The following is a 19,234-nucleotide window of genomic DNA, read 5'->3' on the forward strand; positions in this document are numbered from 1 at the left end:
ACGATCTCCTTTCTTAAATAATCAACATTGCGTCGCCAAAACTAAAGAATCGATACCGCTCTTTCACCGCCGCATTGTATGCCCGTAAAATATTTTCGCGGCCGGCAAGAGCGCTGACAAGCATAATAAGCGTTGATTTCGGCAAATGAAAGTTTGTCACTAATCCATCGATTGCCTTAAATTCATAGCCTGGATAAATGAAAATATCCGTCCAACCGCTTTCCGCTGCAAATGCACCGTTATGTTTTGATGCAATCGTCTCTAACGTGCGTGTAGACGTCGTACCGACAGCAATAATGCGTCCTCCTTGCTGTCTCACCTCGTTTAACAATCGCGCCGTTTTTTCTGTCATCTGATAAAATTCGGCGTGCATATCATGTTCTTCAATGTTTTCAACGTTGACTGGACGGAACGTACCAAGCCCAACGTGGAGAGTAATAAACGCGATATGCACTCCTTTGGCCCGTATATCGTCAAGAAGCTGTTCCGTAAAGTGAAGTCCGGCTGTCGGCGCCGCCGCTGATCCGACTTCACGGGCATATACAGTCTGATAACGCTCCGGGTCATCCAATTTTTCTTTAATATACGGTGGAAGCGGCATTTCCCCAAGCTGTTCAAGCACTTCATAAAAGATGCCTTGATAAGAAAATTCCAAGATACGCCCCCCATGCTCAAGCGTATCGACACATGTCGCTTTCAGCCGTCCATCGCCGAAAGTAATTTCCGTGCCGACTTTTACTCGTTTTGCTGGTTTCACTAACGTTTCCCATCGGTCTCCTTCCAATTGTTTTAATAACAGCACCTCGATGTTGGCGCCAGTATTTTCTTTTTCCCCATAAAGCCGCGCCGGCATCACACGCGTATCGTTCAAAACAAGACAATCTCCTTTGTGTAAATACGATAAAATATTGCGAAAGGTTTCATGATGAATTTCGCCGGTTTTTTTATCGAGCACCATCAACCGCGATGCGTCACGGTTTAATAGCGGTGTTTGTGCAATTAACTCTTCTGGCAGCTCAAAGTCAAACAAATCTATTTTCATTCTTCTCATCTTCCCTTTCTTTTAACGAAATCGCCCAAGCACATAAAAAATAAGCGACAACACGATGCTTAGCAAAATAGACGTAACAACCGGAAAATAAAACGTTGTATTCCCTTTCCGAATAATAATATCTCCCGGAAGACGGCCTAGTTTAATAAACTGCATGAGAAAACCGACAATAATGAGAACAACTCCAATCGTCATGATAAGCTTAGGCAGGCTATTCATTGTTTTGGAACCTCCATTCCAAAATGTTCGTAAGCAATAGGGGTAACGATACGGCCGCGCGGGGTGCGCTGTAAAAAGCCAATTTGCAATAAATATGGTTCATATACATCTTCAATGGTCTGCACCTCTTCGCCGATCGTTGCGGCAATCGTATCAATGCCAACCGGCCCACCAGCAAACTTTTCCATAATCGCTTTCATTAATTTATGATCGATATGATCAAGACCTAATCGATCGACTTGCAATAGCTCTAGCGCCTCTTTCGCCAACGAAAATGTGATCGTTCCGTCTCCCCGCACTTGAGCAAAATCGCGAACACGTCGCAAAAGACGATTCGCGATGCGCGGCGTGCCTCGCGAGCGCCTAGCGATTTCCAACGCTGCATCTTCCTTAATGTCCACGTGCAAAATCTCTGCCGTTCGCATCACAATTTGTGTAAGATGCTCAGGTGTATAATACTCTAATCGGCTAATCACTCCAAAACGGTCACGAAGCGGAGCAGATAAAGCACCGGCTCTTGTCGTAGCACCAACAAGCGTAAACGGAGGTAAATCAATACGGATCGAGCGAGCAGTTTGTCCTTTTCCAATGACGATATCCAAACAATAATCTTCCATTGCCGGATACAGCACTTCTTCGACAGAACGGTGCAGACGATGAATTTCATCAATGAACAACACATCGCCCGGCTCCAAAGAAGTTAAAATTGCCGCTAAGTCTCCTGGGCGCTCAATCGCCGGCCCGGAAGTCGTGCGAAGATGAACTCCCATTTCATTCGCAATAATCGCTGCTAACGTTGTCTTTCCTAACCCGGGAGGTCCGTACAACAGCACATGATCAAGCGTTTCTTCCCTCATTTTTGCCGCTTCAATAAACACTTTTAAATTATCTTTCACTTTGTCTTGTCCAATATATTCATGCAAAAACTTCGGGCGGAGACTATATTCCAGCGAAACGTCTTCACGGTGGGCATCACCGGAAACAAGGCGTTCTTCCATTTCTCTCCCCTCCCTATTTTAACAATTGCTGAAGCGCTCGTTTCACATATTGATCTGTCGATAAGTTTTCTCTCATTAACGACGGTACTACCTTTTGAATTTCCCGTTCTGCGTAGCCAAGTGCTTTTAGCGCTTCGATCGCCTCCTCGAGAGCAGATAAATGAGGTTGTGCCGCTTCTTCCTGGGAATCAAACAAATCTGGATATATTCTAGCAGTAAAAGTAGTAAGCTTCCCTTTTAAATCGAGAATCATTTGCCGCGCTGTTTTTTTTCCGACCCCCGGAAACTTGCATAAAAACGCTTCATTTTCTTGTTCAATCGCTTCGACAAGCTGCTCGGGCCGACCCGCTGCTAAAATCGCTAATCCGCCTTTGGGGCCAATTCCTGAAACTTGCAATAGTTTCGCAAACAACGTTCGTTCTTCACGGGTGCGAAATCCGTACAAAGCAAGCACATCTTCGCGAACGTATTGATATGTATAAACCGTTACGATTGTATCACGGCTTTCTTGAAACGAAAACGGATTGGGTGTAAAGATTTGATACCCAATGCCGTTGTTGTCGATCACAATATATTCAGGACAAACATAATCAACGTATCCGCGGACAAATTCAATCAACGCTGTACTCCACTCCTTTTCTTTCCTGCCTTTCATTGTACCATACCATTACATTATAACAAAAAGCGAATGTATATTCCTATTTAGAAAACAAAAAAGACTTACCCTAGCGATAAGTCTTTCTAACGTATTAAAGCAAAATGACGATATGTTTCGATAATATCTTTATACTGTGACTTGGAGACGACGCGAATTCCTTTTTTCAGTTGCTCATGCTGGCGGCTTTCGAGTTTTTTTACATCAATTTGAAAAAATGATTGAATAACCCGTGTGGAATGAGCAGGTTTGCCTTCAAAAATAGATAATGTTCCGTCTTCGGTGATTCCAAAATAACCGTTCGCTTTTAATAATGGGGAAATATCATTCACTGTTTTGCGAAATACTATCGTTTGATCATCCATATTCACAAGCTGCCAGTCTTTATATTTTTTCCATATATCTTTCATGGAAACAACGGTTTCTTCTTTTGTTTCTTGGCTCACTTCTCCGTCTAAATATTGCTGCTCTAAAATAATCGTCATTTTTACGGAAGATGGCGCAGCAAAAGCAGCCTGGATGAACAATACATAGGAAGCGATCATAATGAAGAAAGTGGCAAGAATTCGCATCTCCTTTTCCTCTCTTTCTAGGTAAATAAACAATATGCTTATTTCTATTTTCACCAATGTGAGAAGTTTTATCCTTTGCACCGATTCCGCATTTCTATATTTTCCGCCGTTATTATTGTGACAAACGCCAAAAAATAATGCCCTATGCAGCCAGCATAGGGCATTATTTCAATTATTACTCTTCCAACACCGATTCGTCCAAATTGTGGTACACCTCTTGGACGTCGTCGTCATCTTCAAGGGTATCGATCAGTTTTAGCATTTTCTTTAGATCATCGCCAGCAAGCGTGGTATATGTTTGTGGAATCATTGTAATTTCAGCGCTAGCAAACGTAAAGCCGTTTTTCTCTAATTGTTCTTTTACTTCTTCAAATGCTTCCGGTGTTGTATAAATTTCAAACGAATCTTCGGTTGTTTCCATTTCTTCCGCTCCTGCTTCAATCGCTTGAAGAAGCATGTCATCTTCATCGATGTCAAGTCCTTCGCGGGCAATGACAAGAAGTCCTTTTCGGTCAAACAAATAAGAAACGCAGCCGGTTTCCCCTAAATTGCCGCCATTTTTTGAAAAGGCTACCCGCACGTTCGAAGCGGTACGGTTTTTATTATCGGTTAAGCAAACGACCATCACGGCAACGCCGCCAGGTCCGTATCCTTCATAGCGAACTTCTTCGTAGTTCGTATGTTCTTGCGTTCCTGTCGCCTTTTTTATTGCACGTTCAATATTTTCGTTTGGCATGTTCGCAGCCTTTGCTTTTTCAATAACAAGGCGCAAGGCTGGATTGGATGCTGGATCGCCTCCGCCCGTTTTAGCCGCTACATAAATTTCTTTCGCCAATTTCATAAACAATTTGCCGCGCTTTGCATCTTGCGCATTTTTACGGCGTTGAATGTTCTTCCACTTCGAATGTCCAGCCATCGAAATTTCTCCTCTCATCGCAACGAAATTTCCGATATTACTATACCAAAAAAACAGGAAAATGTCATATAACAAAAATAGGCGGATTCTTCTCCTACACAGCCGATTTTCTTCGTTGAAGAAGAAGCCTTCTCGGCTATGTTTTACAAAAAATGGGAACACCTTTTTAGGTGTCCCCACTTTTTCACATTAACGTGTATTTGCAGGACGTTCGTTAATTTTTCCATCAATAAAAATCGTTTTTAAATCACGTTCGATTTCTTCCATTGGCCGGCCGCGGCGGATGTCGTTGTCGATCGTACGGACGCGGTTGTACATGCTAGGATTGGAAACGATGCGCACATGTTTGCCTTTCGTATGCGGTGCAACCGCTTGGGCGACAAGACGCTTCACGTGATCTGCGTATTTGGAATTGGTCGAAATCGCAACAAGCACATGATCACGGTAAACAAGCGTCCGGGCATCGTTGACTCCTCTTACCGCAGCGGCGCGGCGGGAGATCGTTTCCGCCAATCGTCCGTCATACTTCCTATAGTAAGAAGGAGTTGTTTTACTTTCCATCGAATTTAAATGCCCATGGTAGTTGCGGTCCGCATCACTGAAATCAGCATCGAGCGGAAGCGCAGGCGTATCCGTATCAAAACGGGTAATTCCCGGAATACGTGCACGGTTATTGTCTGTATCGAAAAAATCGGCCGCTGGTCCGCGACGGCTTAATATATAGTTGTTATCATAGTTAGTCGCATTTGTTCCATAGCGTCCGTAACGGAAGTCATCATCAAAACGCTCCGTGGAATAGTACCCGATCGGACGCGTCGCATCATTGTAGCGTCTATCATCGTTGTCCGCGTAATTGGCGCATGCAGCCATCGCGCTCAAGACAGAAACAGCCCCGATGATTTTCATTGCGTTTTTCATGGAAAAACCCCCTTTTTTCCTTCGCTCGCACCAGGCCAAAAAACATATTCCGGCCTTATTATTAGCTTGGCGAAGGAAAGAGGGTTTTATCGCTGTCAGTTAACGGTAGAATTAGAATTTTGGCGGTGCAATCGCCAACTGGCGTTTATGTTGTGAACGCTTGTGCAAACGCTCAATAATTTGCCGGTCTTTTTCCGGAACTTCTTCTCCTTTTAAATATTTATCAATCATCTCGTAGGTTGTCCCCATTTCATTTTCATCTGTTTGCCCTTCCCATAATCCTGCGCTTGGCGCTTTTGTAATAATTTCGTTCGGAACGCCGAGAATGCGCGCCATCTCGCGCACTTCTCCTTTCGTAAAATGAACGAGCGGCACTAGATCGACTCCGCCGTCCCCATATTTGGTAAAGTACCCTGTATACCATTCCGCTGCATTATCAGTGCCGACTACCATATATCCGTAATTATTGGCAACCGCGTATAATGTTGTCATGCGAAGGCGCGCTCTTGTGTTCGCATCACCTAAACGCGCTGTTTCTTCATTCCATTCTCCTTTTTCTTTCAGTTGTTTTTCCACTTCTCCAAATAACAGGTTATGCGTTTCGGTTAAATCAATGATCAAGTGTTTAATGCCGCAGCTTTCCACCACTTTTAATGCATCTTCCATATCTTTCGGATTGCTTTTACATGGCATAATCAATCCGAGCGAGTTGTCCGGAAATGCACGTTTAATTAAGTGGGCGACAACTGCTGAGTCAATGCCGCCGCTAATTCCAACAATTGCCCCATTTAATCCGGCATCTGCTACTTGGTCGCGCAGCCATTGAATAAGTTTTTCAATTTTTTCTTCCATTTGTTTTTCGACTTCCTTTCACGAAAAATCCTATGTATGTTTTATTTTATCATATCGATAATTTTACGGACAAACTGTTTACGTTCTTTCCGCGCAATCGAAAGAGACTTGTTATGTTGTAACACAAAGCGCCATTCACGCATAATATCTGCCGGAAATAAAAGAGCATGCAAAAACCATGGTTTTGTAAGCCAAAATGAAAAGACAGGAAATTGATATAACTGTGAAAAAGACCATTGCAAATGTGGCAAAATACGGCTTGCATACTGCAAATAATCGATGCCCGGCGAAGCAATGGCAATCGTATCATAGTCGATTAAATAGATCATTCCTTCTTTTGTCCGCAAAAAATTATGGGAAGCGACATCGCCGTGAATAATCGTAACAGGCTCCGCTGCTAACGACGGCATATAGCTTGCGAATGTGGCAAGACAATATTCCGCATGCTGAATCGTCCAAGCGATATCTTCTTTATCCATTATTCGTTCGATTAATGATAGATGGGCATAAAAATCATAATAGCGGCGCTGCCACATGCCATATAAATGGTAGTACGGAACAATCGTTTGAAACAACGGAATTTTTATTAACAGCCTGGCGATGGAATGATATGTTTGTAACAATTCCAGTCCATCGGCGATATCTTGTTGACGAGCGAATGATAATCTTTCTGCATCGGAAATATATGTTTGCATCACCCAAAAGGCGCCTTCAAAGAAAAATACACCATTTTGTCCCAAAGTGGTATATATGGCAGGAACATGAACAAACCCCGCCTTTCTTAGCGATTGCATAAATAGCGCTTGTCTCATCGCTTCGAAAAAGGTTCGATACCGTTTGATCACCCAATATCCTTCGTATGCTGTAACTACCCATACGTTATGTTTGACTGTTTTTATATTTTTCACACGTAAGCCGTATTCGTTTTGCAGAAGAAAAAAGAGACGACCTGCTACATCGTCTCTTTTTTGCTTATTGTTCACCAATAATCGTTACTCTCCTCGTCATGCGGTTCTGTAAATAATTGTTCTTCCGTACGAGGAAACGCTGAAGTGGTTGGTGCTTGTGTGAATGGATATGCCGTCCCTGCCGCCGGATATGGATAAGGAGCAGGTGCAGCTGGCGGATAGTAGCCGTACGACGCCGGCGGCATGTATGGATAAAACGCTGGATGCCATCCATATCCTTGCATTACTGGTAAAATCGGTGCACATGGCATAATCGGATAAGAAGAAGCAGGTGAATATGAAGGAAATGGTGGCATATTTGCCGATGCCGGATTTACTGTTGGTGATGTATGCCCTGGCATTAGTGGCACTTCACCTGATTCACCGCTGCTTTCTTCAATACCAGGAAATGGATGAGAACCACTTTCCGCATCCCCGTATGTTGATGGTTGTAGATATGTTGGATAGTTAACTGGCATGGTTGGCATAGGCGGAAAATAATATCCCGCACCTGGTAAAATAGGAGTTACCGGGCCACACGGCTGTGGTGGCATTGGTGCAACAGGCGCTCCTCCCATCGCATATGGCTGCTGCATCATCGGAACGTATGGAGCTTTTGGAAGTTCTGGTGGTGTATCATCTGATGCTAATTCTTTTTCTTCTACCGCCTCAGCCTCAGCCGGGCTTTCTAATTCTTGTTTCATAATTCCCGGTAAAATATTTTCTGGTTTTGGCGGAATCGGCGGAACATTAGAAATCGCATTAGAAAAGTTAATATTTACGTTTGATGTTACTGGTGGAATCGTATGCGATAACGGTGGAATGTTGAACTGCTTTTCCTCAGAACCTAGTGCGGCATTATCTGATTTCGGCCCTTCGTTCACCGGCGCTTTTGGCGTTTCCTTGATCGGTGCTTTCGGTGCTTCCTCGATCGGCGCTTTTGGCGCTTCCTCGATCGGTGCTTTTGGCGCTTCCTTGATCGGTGCTTTCGGCGCTTCGTTCACCACTGCCTTGGGAGCCTTGTTTACCTTTTCTTCTTTTATAGGCTCCGAAAACTCCGCCTCAATGTTCACCGATGCAAACGGCTTTGTATGGGCATACGGGTGCTCTATATTTTCTTCTTTTTTCGGAGCCAGATTAATTTTTGTTTCTTTTTTCGGCGCTTCTTTTTTTACCGGAACTCCCGCAGTCGGTACTTTAATTTTCATTCCCGGCATAATCATATCTGGATTGCTCAAATGACCGTTCATTTTCTTTAGATGTTCAAAATCGACCCCATACTTTTGCGCGATTTTCCAAAGCGTATCGCCCTTTTGGACAATATGGATTTTCACTCCGTTCCCCTCCTAACCCGAAACTATTAACGTTGTATCTCAGCTTCCGCTTGTTGTCACCATCATCCTTCAACACAATTTATGATAAAAGCCGTTGTTTTATGATAAAAAAATCATCCTGCCCAGCGGAATATCACTGTCTGGCAGGATGATTAGTTCACTTTTTCCTTTACGCCAGCGCCAGCATCCGCTCAAGCGCCTGCGCTGCATCTTTTGCAATTAGCGGAGGAACGGTAATTTGGTTAACAATTTCCCCTCTTTCAAGTGATTCAAGCGCCCATAGTAAATGCGGCAAATCGATGCGGTTCATCGTGAGACATGGGCACATATACGGATTTAACGAAATGATTTCTTTATCAGGATGTTCGCGCATCAGGCGGTTCACCAAATTCATTTCCGTGCCAATCGCCCATTTGCTTCCGGAAGGAGCGTTTCGGATTGTTTCAATAATGTATTTCGTGGAACCAGCATAGTCGGCTTGCTGTACAACATCCCAGCTGCACTCCGGATGAACGATAATGTTCATATCCGGCTTTGTCCGACGAATATATTCAATATGACGGACAGTAAAGTTTTCGTGAACGGAACAATGTCCTTTCCAAAGAATCACTTTTACTTTCTTTATATCGCCTTTGTATTCTAAACGATCCGTATGCGGATCCCATACCGCCATCTCGTCTAACGAAATTCCAAGCTCATAGGCTGTATTTCTGCCTAAATGCTGATCTGGCAAAAAGAAAATTCTCTCTTTTTGCGTAAACGCCCATTCGACCATCTTTTTCGCGTTCGAGGAAGTAACGGTCGCGCCGCCGCGGCGCCCAACGAACGCTTTAATCGCCGCCGTCGAATTCACGTATGTTAACGGCAAAATCGTGTCACCAAACAGCTCTTGCAATATCGGCCACGCTCGCTCCACTTGTGTAATGTCCGCCATATCAGCCATCGAGCATCCGGCCCGCATATCCGGCAAAATGACTTTTTGATGGTCACCCGTTAAAATGTCTGCCGTTTCTGCCATAAAATGTACACCACAAAATACAATGTATTCCGCTTCACTATTTTGCGCCGCTACTTGCGCAAGCTGCAGCGAATCGCCTGTCGCATCGGCAAATTGAATCACTTCGTCTTTTTGATAATGATGTCCCGGGATAAACAATCTTTTTCCAAATCGCTCTTTTATTGCCCGAACACGTACTTCCATCTCTTCCATGCTCATCGTTTTATAACTTTCCGGCATATCGTCAAGCCGCTTCATTATTTCTAGCACGTTCATTATTTTCTCCCCCTATTCCATCCTTGCAAATGAAAACTAATATCTAGCGCTTTAGCAGAATGTGTCAACATACCGAACGAAATATAATCTACGCCAGTTGTTCCGTACGCAGCGAGGTTTTCTAATGTAATCCCGCCAGACGCCTCGGTGACAATCGGCTTTGGCACTAGCGAGACAAACTCGCGCACTTCCTCTGGAGTACGATTATCAAACATAATGACATCAGCCCCCGCCTCCACTGCTTCTAACACTTGCTCTTTCGTTTCTGTTTCCACTTCGATTTTGACCATATGACCAAGCTTTGCGCGCACCGCCCGTACCGCTTTCGTAATCGAACCGCAAAAAGCGATATGATTATCTTTAATCATGACACCGTCGTACAAACCAAAACGATGATTATAGCCTCCTCCGCATACAACGGCGTACTTTTCTAACATCCGTAAGCCCGGCGTTGTTTTTCGCGTGTCACAAATGCGCGTATGACTGCTGTTTAGTATCATTACCGCTTGATGTGTTAACGTAGCGATGCCGCTCATTCGCTGCAGCAAATTTAATATAACGCGCTCCCCTGTCAATAGCGGAATAACCGGCCCAGATACAACGGCAATCGTCTCCTCTTTTTTTACTTGTTCGCCATCACGTTTATAAAGCGTTACATCGATGCCTGGATGCAATAGACGATATCCTATCGTAATAATATCTGTCCCCGCTAACACCCCATCTTCCTTCGCCGTAAACGTTCCTGTCGCCCATTCATTCTCTGGAAAAATCATTTCGCTCGTAATATCGTGTTCACCAATATCTTCAATGAAAAATTGCTGCAATAGCTGTTGCAATTTGAGTGTATTCATCGTGTCCCTCCGCTCTTCCAGCAAATTGTTATACCGTTACGGTCAGCTCTTTTTTTGTCCGCCGAATACGCCGTTGTCTCCATTGTTCTCTCTCAAACGGATAATCGGTGCGATAATGCCCGCCCCGGCTTTCTGTACGCTCTAGCGCCGATGTTGTTATAAGCCAGCCGGTTAACAGCATATGAATAACCGTAATTTCCTCGATGGAAAAATCATCAAGCGAACCATTCACAAAGTCAGACAACGGAAATTGTTCAAACCACTGTTTTGCACGTTGCAGGCCTTGTTCATGACGAACGATGCCCGCATATATTGACATGATGGTTTGAATGGTTGGTATTTCTGGTAAATCGTTCACGCCCCTTTTGATACTGTGTATATTATTTGTTTTTTTACGTAATGGTGTCGGCGGCGCTGTTTCTCTTCGGATCGCCTCTGCAGCGCGCGCTCCGAACACAATTCCCTCCAGCAGCGAATTGCTCGCCAACCGATTTGCCCCGTGAACACCTGTACATGCCACCTCTCCGACGGCATATAACTCTTGTATGGAAGTCTGTCCGCAATCATTAACCAAAACGCCGCCCATCAAAAAATGAGCGCCTGGCACAATCGGAAGCCTGCCTGTTTCCATATCAATACCATGTTCCGCGCATAGATTTGCCATCGTCGGAAATCGTTCGCGGTAACTCGGAATCGCTGAAATATCTAAATAGACACGATGTCCCTTGCTCATTTCGTCATGAATAGCACGGGCTACAATATCGCGGGGAGCCAAGTCTTTTAGTGGATGGACATGTTCCATCATTCTCCGCCCGTCTTCTGTCACTAACACCGCACCTTCGCCACGTACTGCTTCTGAAATTAAGCCAACCGCTTTCCCATCGACAAACAACATCGTCGGATGGAATTGGATAAATTCGACATCGGCAATAACCGCGCCGGCGCGATAAGCTAATGCAATCCCATCCCCTGTAACCGTTGAAGCATTCGAAGAAAAAGCATACATCCCCGCGCATCCTCCCGCTGCGAGCACGACGGCGCTTGCATAATAGCACGAAATCTCTCCTAATTGATTTTTCGTCTTAATTCCGACGCAGCGGCCATTTTCAACAAGCAGTTCGATGACATACTCGCCCTCCACGATCGTCACGCGTCCCATTAACTTTTCTAACAAAAACGAGACGATGGTTCTCCCTGTTTGGTCTCCTCCTGCATGCAAAATCCGCCGTTTACTATGCGCCCCTTCCTGTCCAAGATGTAGGATGCCATCCTGATTGACATCGAATGACAATCCTGCATTTATTAATTCGCGAATTCGTTTTGGCCCCTCACGAACGAGCAGTTCAACCGCCTTTTCGTCATTATGATGACAGCCAGCAGTCATCGTATCATCAAAATGACAACGCCAATCATCCTCCTGTGAAACGGACGCAGCGACACCACCTTGTGCCAGCCATGAATTGCTTTCTTCTTTTTTTGTTTTTGTGAAAATCGTCACATTTTTATGTTCATGCAAATAATAGGCAGTGGTTAACGCCGCAATGCCGCTTCCGATGATAATAACTCCATTTTCTGGCATAAAATTGCCTCCTAATTTCATACTGTCTTGACACTTATATTTACATATATTTAAACTAATGACAAGAGTTTTGTTAACATTTTGTGAACAAAAGGAATGATTTTGATGATTTATCTTGACTATGCCGCTACAACACCGATGAGCAAAGAAGCGCTAAATGCCTATGTAGAAGCAGCTGACGCTTACTTTGGAAATGCAAGCAGTTTACACGATATCGGAAGCAATGCCGAACGACTGTTAACTATTTGCCGAAAAGAACTTGCCACGCTTATTGGCGGCGAGGAACGGGGTATTTATTTTACAAGCGGGGGAACAGAATCCAATATTCTTGCTATTCGTTCGCTTATTAACGCGCATCGCCACCGCGGAAATCATCTCATAACAACCGAGATTGAACACGCTTCCCTTTATCATCTATTCCAACAATTAGAAAAAGAAGGATTTGAGGTCACTTATTTACCGGTTAACCGTTTTGGACAAATTGATATCGGCGATTTAAAACGGGCGATTACACCAAAAACGATTCTCGCCTCCATTCAACACGCTAATTCAGAAATCGGAACAATACAGCCAATTGCCGAAATTGGACGGCTGCTTCGGCGTCATGGGGTAATCTTTCATAGCGATTGTGTCCAAACTTTTGGTAAAATACGAATTGATGTGAAAAAGATGTTTATCGACAGCCTTTCGATTTCTGCCCATAAAATTTATGGACCAAAAGGGGTCGGTGCGGTATATATTGACCCGCGCATCAACTGGCAGCCATGCTTTCCTAACGCCACCCATGAATACGGATTTCGCCCGGGAACAGTCAATGTGCCTGGAATCGCTTCTTTTATCACCGCGGCACAGCACATTTGCGAAAATATAGATGCCGAACAAACTCGTTTCGAGCAGCTGCGCCGTTACTTGCTGGCGCTTATTCGTGAAAAAGGCTTGCCTGTTACGGCAGAGGGGCATCCTAACGTTCGCCTGCCACATATTATCGGGCTTTGCGTTCATGGAATTGAAGGGCAATATGTCATGTTGGAATGCAACCGTGATAACATCGCCATTTCCACTGGAAGTGCGTGTCAAATTGGAAAACAAGCTCCTTCGCGGACGATGTTGGCAGTTGGAAAATCTGTAGAGGAAGCAAAACAGTTTATACGTGTTTCATTCGGGAAATGGACGACGGAAAAAGACATTGACCAACTTGTGTCTTCCCTTGAGCGAATCAGTCAGCACAGAAAGGAGTTTGAATAAATTGAAAGAAGAGAAAAAAATTCTCGGGGAAAAGCGGCGCCAGCTCATTTTGCAGTGGCTAAAAGAAAGCAAAAGGCCGATCACCGGCGCCGAGCTCGCCGCAAAAACAAACGTCAGCCGCCAAGTAATCGTGCAAGATATTTCACTATTAAAAGCGCGCAATGAACCGATTATCGCCACGAGCCAAGGATATTTATACTTGCCGCCAAACATTCCGGCACAAACATATACGCGCACCATCGCGTGCTTTCATACGCCTGAACAAACAAAAGAAGAATTATATATTCTCGTTGACCACGGCGTCACTGTCAAAGATGTGAAAATCGAGCATCCCGTATATGGGGATTTAACCGCTTCCGTGATGGTCAGCAATCGGCTGGAAGTCGATCAATTCATTCAAAAAATTGAAGAAACGAAGGCATCGTATTTGCTGCAGCTGACAGATGGCACTCATCTTCATACGATTGAAGCGGATTCGACCGCCAAGCTCGACGCTGCCTGTCATGCTCTCCAAAAAGCCGGGTTTCTCATTGAGTCGTAGAGATTCGCCCCTTACAATAATTTCGAAACAACTGAAAGGAAGAATGGTATGGGTTACATTGAAGAACTGCGCGCCCTTATCGGCCATCGCCCCGTCATTTTAGTTGGCGCACTGGCGATCATCAAAAATGAAAAAAACGAAGTATTGCTGCAAAAGTGCAGACAACCTAAAGGATGTTGGGGGCTCCCAGGCGGATTAATGGAGCTTGGGGAATCGGCCGAGGAAACAGCAAGACGGGAAGTATGGGAAGAAACAGGACTCACCATCGGAAGCTGCCGGCTCCTCGATGTCCTTTCCGGACCAGACACGTACGTGAAAGTTCCTAATGGAGATGAATTTTATGCCGTTACAATCGTGTATGAAACGAATGAATTTTCCGGAGAAATCCGCGCAAATCCTGAGGAATCATTAGATGTGAGGTTTTTTCCAATTAACGAGCTTCCAGAACAAATGATCCAAAGCCATTGCTGCGTCATAGAGAAACATATAAAGCCATCCCCGCCGCTATAGGTTAGGGACGGCTTATTTTTTATCACAGCCTCCTCCGCTAAGCGAAAATATAGGGAGAGAGGTTTATATAATATAATACGGATAACTCCCTAATACTTGCACGGTGCAATCGAGCGCTTCAAGCTCAGCGATCGCACCTGGAATTAACACTTCATCCATCTTTTGGTCAATATCGATGATAAAAAAGTAGTTTCCTAATCCCGTTTTCGCAGGGCGGGATTCGATTTTCGTCAAGTTTAATTTGCGCCACGCAAACGCGGAAAGCACTTGGTGAAGAGCGCCGGGCTGATCTTTCGGAAGCATCACCATCAATGTCGTTTTATCCCCAGCATACAGCGGCGAATCGATTTTCAGCGGTTCGTTTTGCTTGCGGACGATAATAAAACGGGTATGATTATAATCATAATCGTGAATATTTTCTTGCACGATCGTAAGCCCATATTCTTCGGCCGCCAGCCGGTTGGCAATCGCCGCAATCGGAAGGTGCGGACGTTCGCTGACGAATTTCGCAGCTGCACTTGTCGATGTCATATATACGTGCTTTGCTTTTTTTAAATTAGCGTGCAAAAATTTGTGACATTGCGCAATCGCATGTGAGTGGGAATAAATTTCTTTCACTTCCGTCCAATGATGCGCATGGTATGGGTGGACCATTAAATGCTGTTGAATGGGTGCGATAATTTCCCCAACGATTGGAAGCAATTGTTCATGAATTAAATAATCGAGCGTTAAATTAACCGAGCCTTCTAACGCATTTTCAAGCGGTACTACCCCAGCATCAATCTCTTCATTGCTTACCGCATCAATGCATTCTGGAATGGTATGGTATGGAATTTTTTCTGCGCGAGGAAACATCGTTGTTACCGCTAAATCGGTAAATGTTGCTTTTGGCCCTAAATAACCAATTTTCATTTTAATTGCCTCTCCCTTACTTTAATACGCTCCCGAGCCAACAATTTCAACTTTTTCGATAAATTCAAGCCGCCGCAACTTCGCAAGCAGCTCCTCAATATCTTCTTTCATCTCGTTTGTGCTAATAGATAGAGTAACATTTGCACGACCTTGAAGCGGAATCGTCTGATGAATCGTCAGCACGTTGCAGCCTGCTGCCGCAACAACGCTAAGCAGTTGGGAAAGGGTGCCGGAGCGGTCTTCTAAATGAAAAAATAATGTAACAATACTTTCTTTCACTACCGCTTGAAACGGAAATACCGCGTCACGATACTTATAAAATATGCTCCGGCTGACATCCACTAACCGCACTGCTTCCGCGACAGAATCAACTTTTTTTCGCTCTAGCAATTCTTTTGCTAAAAGCACTTTTCGCATCGCTTCTGGCAATACGTCTTCACGAACTAAGTAAAATTTTTTATCCATCGTGCCTCCCTCCCCTGCCCCTTTAAGCGTTAATCAACAAACTCAAATTCATAATCCAAAAGCCTTACAATGTCTCCATCTTTCGCACCGCGCTCACGCAGCGCATCATCGACCCCCATTGCCCGCAACTGTCGGGCGAAACGGCGAACGGATTCCTCTCTTGAAAAATCAGTCATTTTAAATAACTTTTCGACTTTTTCTCCAGATAGAATAAACGCTCCATCACTGCCTCTTGTAATCGTAAATGGCGGCTCCTCTTTTTCATACTTGTAGACGACGCGCTGAACCGCTGGCTCTTCCACTTCGTGAAGCGGGAATTCCGGCGTCGTTTCTAAAAGGTCGGCGATTGCAAATAGCAGTTCGCGCACCCCTTGTTTAGTCACCGCGGAAATCGGAAAGATCGGCACATCGTCCCCGATTTTTTCTCTAAACTTTTGCAAGTTTTCTTCGGCATTCGGCATATCCATTTTATTGGCAGCGATAATTTGCGGGCGTTCCGTTAACCGCAAATTGTATTGTTTTAACTCCTCATTGATCACTAGGTAATCTTCGTACGGATCCCGCCCTTCTGTCGCCGCCATATCAATGACATGGACGATGACGCGCGTCCGTTCGATATGGCGCAAAAATTGATGGCCTAATCCGACGCCTTGATGGGCGCCTTCAATCAGCCCAGGCAAATCGGCCATGACAAAGCTTCTGCCATCATCCGTTTCGACCACGCCTAAATTAGGAACGAGCGTAGTGAAATGATATTCGGCAATTTTTGGCTTCGCCGCAGAAACGACGGACAGAAGCGTTGATTTTCCAACACTCGGAAAACCGACTAAGCCGACATCAGCGAGCAGTTTTAATTCGAGAATGACATTGCGTTCTTCTCCCGGCTCCCCGTTTTCCGCGATTTCCGGTGCAGGGTTTGCCGGCGTGGCAAAACGTGTATTTCCTCGTCCGCCGCGTCCGCCTTTTGCGACGACAAATCGTTGACCGTTTTCCGTTAAATCCGCTAATACTTGATTGGTGTCCGCATCGATGACAACCGTCCCCGGCGGTACTTTGACGATCAAATCTTCACCGTTTTTTCCGTGCTGATTTTTCGACATGCCATTTTCGCCTCTTGGCGCCTTAAAATGACGCTGATAACGAAAATCCATGAGCGTCCTTAATCCTTCGTCAACGACGAAGACAACGTCTCCGCCTTTTCCGCCATCACCGCCGGCAGGTCCGCCTTTGGGAACATATTTTTCACGGCGAAACGCAACCATTCCGTTGCCGCCGTCGCCGCCTTTTACGTAAATTTTCACTTGGTCGACAAACATCTTGTTTTCCTCCGATCTATTCTTGATGCCATGACTGTTTATTATTTTGCACAAAAACCAGAAATAATAGTGTCTTATATAGGAACACGATCGTTTCTGTTCATGTAAGATAGTGCACAAGGTCGGCAAGCAAACGCTTGATGCTCTCAGTAAAAATGTTGCATCCATCCACTAATAAAAATAAGTAGCTTTTATTATATCTATTCAGTAAACCGCGGCCACCTGTTCCATCACGAATGCCGTCAAAGGATAATTTTTATAAGTACGGTCATCTCATTATTATGTATATCAAAAGATTCGAGATGGATCGCCGCTTGCTGTCGATGCTCACGAAGCCATTGAACAATGATATCCTTATCTTTTATCGTTCCGCTGTAATCAAAAAACAACTTTACTTCCTCGCTTAACACTTCAATGGAAATGCTCATATGATTTTCGTCATGCGTATCCGCTTGTTGTTCCATTAAATTCAAAAAATTGCTGCTCCATGTTGTTAAATCTTCGTCATAAGAGGATAAATCACATTCATCCCCAAGCACTTCATATTCTAATGAAATAAGCCGTGTTTGCCAATTATAAGTCATCATCCATTCCGCAAATTGTACCGCTTTTAAATTGGTAAGCTTCGTTTCCTGCTGCATCTCGCCAATAATTTCATCAATAATTTCGTAAACTCGCTCTATTTTATTTAGCGTCAAATTCCCTTTAATAAGCTGAATTTTATTCAGCCAGTCGTGGCGGGAATGACGCAATACATCCACTATTCTCCATTGCTTTTCCATTCGTGTTCCACTATCCTCCACTATTTTTCCATCCGTAGCGTTCTATTCATCAATCACGCAACTTGATCGATCGTCCATTTATCTTTACTATAGCATTTTTCTACAAGAAACGTGAATGCTTTTTCACGCTTTTCTGAAAAAACAAAAAGAAAACTCTAACCAAGACAAGGTTAGAGTTTCCTTCTCATTTGCTTATGCTTCTTTGCTAACAGGATATACGCTTACTCTTTTGCGGTCACGGCCGAGACGTTCGAAACGAACGATGCCGTCAATTTTCGCATAAAGCGTATCATCGCCGCCGCGGCCAACGTTCAATCCTGGATGGATTTTCGTACCGCGTTGACGGTAAAGAATCGAACCGCCAGTGACGAATTGGCCGTCAGCGCGTTTTGCGCCAAGGCGTTTCGCGATGGAGTCACGTCCGTTTTTTGTCGAACCTACCCCTTTTTTCGATGCGAAAAATTGGAGATCTAGTCTTAGCATCTATGTCACCTCCCGCTATCGTTGAATAACGCGAATATATTCTCCGTAATCACGTTCTATCGTTTGTAAAGAAACGAGCATCGCTTCAAGGAGGAGCTGAACTTTCTCTGCCGTTGCTTCATTTTCAATAACAGGAAGCTCGCAGCGGAGATAGCCGCCATTTTCTCCTTGTGTAATATGCGGTTGAACGTTCGTTAACGCGATGATCGAATTGACCGCGCCAAACGACACTGCAGATGCTCCAGCACAAACGATATCTTGCCCATGGTTTGCAAAATTCGCATGTCCTTTTATCGTAAATGCGCGAATTTTGCCTTCCTTTGTGCGCTCAATTTCTACTTTAATCATCCCAAATGCCTTTATGCATTAATTTTTTCAATTACTACTTTTGTGTAAGGCTGACGGTGGCCTTGTTTGCGACGATAGTTCTTTTTCGCCTTATATTTGAAAACGATAATTTTCTTTTGACGGCCGTGTTTTTGTACTTTCGCCGTTACCGTTGCCCCTTCTACTGTAGGGTTGCCGATTTTTACTGTTTCGCCGCCTACGAATAATACTTTGTCAAACGTTACCGTTTCGCCTTCTTGGGCGTCGATTTTTTCGATGTAGATTTCTTGTCCTTCTTCTACTTTAATTTGTTTACCGCCAGTTTCGATAATTGCGTACATGAATTGCACCTCCCTATATAGACTCAGACTCGCCAGCGACAAGGCGGTTCGGGATGCCGAACGCTTTATAAACCCGCGCTGAGCGGTTGTAGTACGGGTGCTAAAAATACGTTGCACCGTCTTTTGTCCGTTTTCGCGAACGGTACA

General features: G+C 44.5%; 23 protein-coding genes and 1 other annotated feature. Of the genes, 3 read left to right on the forward strand and 20 right to left on the reverse strand.

Annotated features, from left to right (window positions below):
- Positions 1-13: 13 nt before the first annotated feature.
- From queA to nadB, 13 genes are all read right to left on the reverse strand, one after another.
- Positions 14-1,042 carry a tRNA preQ1(34) S-adenosylmethionine ribosyltransferase-isomerase QueA gene (gene queA / locus DER53_RS00495; RefSeq protein WP_062753028.1) on the reverse strand — a complete coding sequence of 343 codons (1,029 nt, stop codon included), beginning with the start codon at positions 1,040-1,042 and terminating at the stop codon, positions 14-16.
- Positions 1,043-1,063: 21 nt separating this feature from the next.
- Complete coding sequence (locus DER53_RS00500) at positions 1,064-1,270, reverse strand: DUF2905 domain-containing protein (protein ID WP_062753030.1); 207 nt, start codon at positions 1,268-1,270, stop codon at positions 1,064-1,066.
- Positions 1,267-2,268, reverse strand: a complete 1,002-nt coding sequence (gene ruvB, locus DER53_RS00505; protein WP_062753032.1) for a Holliday junction branch migration DNA helicase RuvB — start codon at positions 2,266-2,268, stop codon at positions 1,267-1,269. Before ruvB ends, DER53_RS00500 begins: the two co-directional genes overlap by 4 nt.
- 13 nt (positions 2,269-2,281) lie before the next feature.
- The gene (ruvA, locus tag DER53_RS00510; RefSeq protein WP_062753034.1) at positions 2,282-2,887 is read right to left on the reverse strand and encodes a Holliday junction branch migration protein RuvA; all 606 of its coding nucleotides are present in this window, start codon (positions 2,885-2,887) and stop codon (positions 2,282-2,284) included.
- A gap of 122 nt (positions 2,888-3,009) precedes the next feature.
- The gene (locus DER53_RS00515; protein ID WP_062753036.1) at positions 3,010-3,495 is read right to left on the reverse strand and encodes an intercompartmental signaling factor BofC; all 486 of its coding nucleotides are present in this window, start codon (positions 3,493-3,495) and stop codon (positions 3,010-3,012) included.
- A gap of 175 nt (positions 3,496-3,670) precedes the next feature.
- On the reverse strand, positions 3,671-4,411 hold the full coding sequence (locus DER53_RS00520) for a YebC/PmpR family DNA-binding transcriptional regulator (protein ID WP_015864632.1): 741 nt from the start codon (positions 4,409-4,411) through the stop codon (positions 3,671-3,673).
- A gap of 189 nt (positions 4,412-4,600) precedes the next feature.
- A complete protein-coding gene (locus tag DER53_RS00525) occupies positions 4,601-5,329 on the reverse strand; it encodes a YhcN/YlaJ family sporulation lipoprotein (protein WP_062753038.1) in 729 nt (242 codons plus the stop codon).
- Positions 5,330-5,440: 111 nt separating this feature from the next.
- Complete coding sequence (gene nadE, locus DER53_RS00530) at positions 5,441-6,181, reverse strand: NAD(+) synthase (RefSeq protein ID WP_015864634.1); 741 nt, start codon at positions 6,179-6,181, stop codon at positions 5,441-5,443.
- 41 nt (positions 6,182-6,222) lie between these two features.
- Positions 6,223-7,164, reverse strand: coding sequence for a phosphotransferase (locus tag DER53_RS00535; RefSeq protein WP_244319619.1), 942 nt, complete (start codon positions 7,162-7,164; stop codon positions 6,223-6,225).
- Positions 7,161-8,462, reverse strand: coding sequence for a SafA/ExsA family spore coat assembly protein (safA, locus tag DER53_RS00540; RefSeq protein ID WP_062753042.1), 1,302 nt, complete (start codon positions 8,460-8,462; stop codon positions 7,161-7,163). Before safA ends, DER53_RS00535 begins: the two co-directional genes overlap by 4 nt.
- Positions 8,463-8,631: 169 nt before the next feature.
- Positions 8,632-9,735 (reverse strand): quinolinate synthase NadA, encoded by a 1,104-nt coding sequence (gene nadA, locus DER53_RS00545; RefSeq protein ID WP_062753044.1) that lies wholly within the window; start codon positions 9,733-9,735, stop codon positions 8,632-8,634.
- Entirely contained in the window at positions 9,735-10,586 is an 852-nt protein-coding gene (nadC, locus tag DER53_RS00550) for a carboxylating nicotinate-nucleotide diphosphorylase (RefSeq protein ID WP_062753046.1), read from the reverse strand. Before nadC ends, nadA begins: the two co-directional genes overlap by 1 nt.
- A 28-nt stretch (positions 10,587-10,614) precedes the next feature.
- Complete coding sequence (gene nadB / locus DER53_RS00555) at positions 10,615-12,165, reverse strand: L-aspartate oxidase (RefSeq protein WP_062753048.1); 1,551 nt, start codon at positions 12,163-12,165, stop codon at positions 10,615-10,617.
- Positions 12,166-12,270: 105 nt separating this feature from the next.
- Here nadB and DER53_RS00560 point away from each other — a divergent pair, with 105 nt between their 5' ends.
- From DER53_RS00560 to DER53_RS00570, 3 genes are read left to right on the forward strand one after another with little or no spacing between them, the layout of a single operon-like run.
- The gene (locus tag DER53_RS00560; protein ID WP_062753050.1) at positions 12,271-13,410 is read left to right on the forward strand and encodes an IscS subfamily cysteine desulfurase; all 1,140 of its coding nucleotides are present in this window, start codon (positions 12,271-12,273) and stop codon (positions 13,408-13,410) included.
- Between the two features lies 1 nt (position 13,411).
- Entirely contained in the window at positions 13,412-13,951 is a 540-nt protein-coding gene (locus DER53_RS00565) for a transcription repressor NadR (RefSeq protein ID WP_015864641.1), read from the forward strand.
- A 48-nt stretch (positions 13,952-13,999) separates the two neighbouring features.
- Entirely contained in the window at positions 14,000-14,461 is a 462-nt protein-coding gene (locus DER53_RS00570) for an NUDIX hydrolase (RefSeq protein ID WP_062753052.1), read from the forward strand.
- A 63-nt stretch (positions 14,462-14,524) separates the two neighbouring features.
- On the opposite strand, the gene pheA is transcribed toward DER53_RS00570, so the two are convergent.
- From pheA to rplU, 7 genes are all read right to left on the reverse strand, one after another.
- On the reverse strand, positions 14,525-15,373 hold the full coding sequence (gene pheA / locus DER53_RS00575) for a prephenate dehydratase (protein ID WP_015864643.1): 849 nt from the start codon (positions 15,371-15,373) through the stop codon (positions 14,525-14,527).
- Positions 15,374-15,394: 21 nt separating this feature from the next.
- A complete protein-coding gene (locus DER53_RS00580; RefSeq protein ID WP_015864644.1) occupies positions 15,395-15,838 on the reverse strand; it encodes an ACT domain-containing protein in 444 nt (147 codons plus the stop codon).
- 29 nt (positions 15,839-15,867) lie between these two features.
- Positions 15,868-17,154 (reverse strand): GTPase ObgE, encoded by a 1,287-nt coding sequence (gene obgE, locus DER53_RS00585; protein WP_015864645.1) that lies wholly within the window; start codon positions 17,152-17,154, stop codon positions 15,868-15,870.
- A gap of 242 nt (positions 17,155-17,396) precedes the next feature.
- Positions 17,397-17,936: a sporulation initiation phosphotransferase B gene (locus DER53_RS00590; protein WP_062753053.1), complete on the reverse strand. Its 540-nt coding sequence runs from the start codon at positions 17,934-17,936 to the stop codon at positions 17,397-17,399.
- 192 nt (positions 17,937-18,128) lie between these two features.
- Complete coding sequence (gene rpmA, locus DER53_RS00595; protein WP_015864647.1) at positions 18,129-18,419, reverse strand: 50S ribosomal protein L27; 291 nt, start codon at positions 18,417-18,419, stop codon at positions 18,129-18,131.
- Between the two features lie 15 nt (positions 18,420-18,434).
- Positions 18,435-18,767 carry a ribosomal-processing cysteine protease Prp gene (locus DER53_RS00600; RefSeq protein WP_015864648.1) on the reverse strand — a complete coding sequence of 111 codons (333 nt, stop codon included), beginning with the start codon at positions 18,765-18,767 and terminating at the stop codon, positions 18,435-18,437.
- Between the two features lie 11 nt (positions 18,768-18,778).
- Positions 18,779-19,087: a 50S ribosomal protein L21 gene (rplU, locus tag DER53_RS00605; RefSeq protein ID WP_015864649.1), complete on the reverse strand. Its 309-nt coding sequence runs from the start codon at positions 19,085-19,087 to the stop codon at positions 18,779-18,781.
- Between the two features lie 15 nt (positions 19,088-19,102).
- Positions 19,103-19,185: a sequence feature (ribosomal protein L21 leader region), on the reverse strand.
- Positions 19,186-19,234: the final 49 nt, after the last annotated feature.

This window comes from Parageobacillus toebii NBRC 107807, from assembly GCF_003688615.2.
GTDB lineage: Bacteria > Bacillota > Bacilli > Bacillales > Anoxybacillaceae > Parageobacillus_B > Parageobacillus_B toebii.